3 protein-coding genes are annotated in these 2,308 nt (G+C 35.8%); all 3 read left to right on the plus strand.

Going from position 1 to position 2,308, the window contains the following annotated elements; all coding sequences use genetic code 11:
- Positions 1 to 551 (plus strand): purine-nucleoside phosphorylase (deoD, locus tag OQ279_RS18470; RefSeq protein ID WP_266071338.1); only part of this gene is annotated, 551 nt, incomplete at its 5' end.
- A 168-nt stretch (positions 552 to 719) separates the two neighbouring features.
- Positions 720 to 1,607, plus strand: coding sequence for a M15 family metallopeptidase (locus OQ279_RS18475; RefSeq protein WP_266071339.1), 888 nt, complete (start codon positions 720 to 722; stop codon positions 1,605 to 1,607).
- 259 nt (positions 1,608 to 1,866) lie between these two features.
- Positions 1,867 to 2,308, plus strand: a 442-nt coding sequence (locus tag OQ279_RS18480; protein WP_503167773.1) for a S41 family peptidase, incomplete at its 3' end; no start/stop codon positions are given.

A 2,308-nucleotide genomic window follows, 5' to 3' on the forward strand; every position in this document is an offset into this window, starting at 1 on the left:
ATAAAGGAAAACGCATTTCAGTTCAGGGAACTGGCATGGGGGTTCCATCCATATCTATTTACATTAATGAATTAATGAACAGCTATAATGTCCAAAACCTAATAAGGGTAGGTACTTGTGGAGCAATCCAAAAGGATGTAAAAGTTAGAGATGTTATCCTTGCGATGACTGCTTCAACAGATTCTCAAATGAATAGGCTTACTTTTGGCGGTGTTGATTATGCACCAACTGCTAATTTTGATCTTTTAAAGAAAGCATATGATTCCGGTCTTGAAAAAGGCTTGAACTTAAAAGTTGGAAATGTTTTTACTGCAGATATGTTTTATAACGATAATGCTGAGCTGGAAAAATGGGCTAAATATCAAATTCTTGCGATTGAAATGGAAACAGCTGCACTCTACACGCTTGCTGCTAAACTGGATCGCAAAGCATTATCTGTGTTAACGGTAAGCGATCATATTTTAACTGGTGAAGAAACGACAGCAGAAGAAAGACAAACAACCTTCAACGAAATGATCGAAGTTGCTTTAGAAGCAGCTATTAAAGAATAAGCAATGATAAACTAAACTGGCCGGTTTGGCCAGTTTTTTATTTTGACAATCGAGTAAAGACGGTTATGAAAAATTGTATAAAATTTACCATTAACGACATTTTTCGCATTCATTTCTTGATCATGCTAAAATCGAGTGGACTGATTTAGAAAAAGATAGGTGAGAACATTGAAAAAGCAAATAGTGCTGTTAGGATTGCTAAGTGTCCTTTTAGCAGGCTGCAGCCAATTGGACGGATATTTAGAAAAAATTCCTTTTATAGGAAACGCGAGTGAAAATGGTTCACAAAATGAAACTGAACCTGTGCAAAATGACGACAAGAATCCTGAAGAAGAAGTTAAAAATGAACCGCAGAAAGATACCGATGCAGAAAAATCAGATAATGAAGAACCAACAAAGCAAGAAGATCAATTGGTGCTGGAAGCTTCATTCTTTAATGATATTAAGGTTGTCGATGGGAAAAATTTCATTCAAAATCCAGAGAATGTAATGGCATTAGTGAACAAGGAATATTATTATGTTGAAAAATATACTCCCGCTGATCTTGTAAGACCAAACGTGGCGTTTTCTTTTGGAGATCAGGATATCGAAAAAAGCTATATGCGCAAGGAAGCAGCGCTGGCTTTAGAGAAGATGTTTTCACAAGCAAAAAAAGAAAAGATAAACCTTTTTGCTGTATCTGGTTATCGGTCTTACGCTAGACAAAACGACCTTTTTAAGGCTGAGGTAGCAAAAGTTGGCGAGGAACTGGCAGCTCAAGTAGTTGCATATCCAGGCAGCAGTGAGCATCAATCAGGACTGGCAATGGATATTTCAAGCCAAAGTGCTGACTTCATGCTGTCTGAAGAATTTGCGAATACGGCTGAGGGAAAGTGGCTTGCAAATCATGCACATTCCTTTGGATTTATTTTGCGCTATCCTAAAGGGAAAGAAAGTATAACGGGCTATAGCTTTGAGCCTTGGCATTATCGGTATGTAGGACAAGAAGCAGCCAAAACGATTTTCGAAAATAAGTTAACCTTGGAAGAATACTTTAATTTGGTAAAGAAAATTTGAAGAGTGAATGCTTTCACCTTTTAGCAGTCAGTTTTTGGAATTGTTAACCTGACTCATATTTTGCAATAATAAAGGCTAGAAGGAAGATGTGTTCATACTGCTTGAAATGAATTTTTTATTATCCAATTGTTAAATGAATGGTGTATAATTTGAACAGGTTTTTATAAATGTCTCTTAGTGAAAAAGAATGATTTTTTTGTTAATCACCATGAAAAAATGGTATTCTATTCAAAAGAAGCTTCGTTAGTACCTAACGGTTATGAAAGTGGTGAAGGGTTTGCAAGATGAGAACATAAATCAAGAATCAACAGAAAAGCAATCAAGTTTTATAAAAATGAAGAAATTCCAATTTGTTATGCTGTTATTTATCATTGTCTTTTTGTCAGCTGGCATAACAACTTTTGCTTTGGCATTTGGAGACGAGAAAGCAGTCAGCGTAGGAAATGAAACAAGTCGAAGTGAATTTGATAAATTGTATACGGCCTTTGATACATTAAAGAATGGTTACTTCCAAGAGGTAGAAGATAATACCCTCATTAATGGAGCTATCAACGGGATGCTTGAATCTTTAGATGATCCATATTCAGATTATATGGATGTTGAAGAAGCTAAGAACTTCCATGAAAGCATTTCTTCTTCTTTTGAAGGCATTGGAGCTGAAATTACTGAACAGGAAGGATCCATTGTAATTGTTTCACCAT

The sequence above is a fragment of the Salinimicrobium profundisediminis genome (genome assembly GCF_026241755.1).
Lineage (GTDB): Bacteria > Bacteroidota > Bacteroidia > Flavobacteriales > Flavobacteriaceae > Salinimicrobium > Salinimicrobium profundisediminis.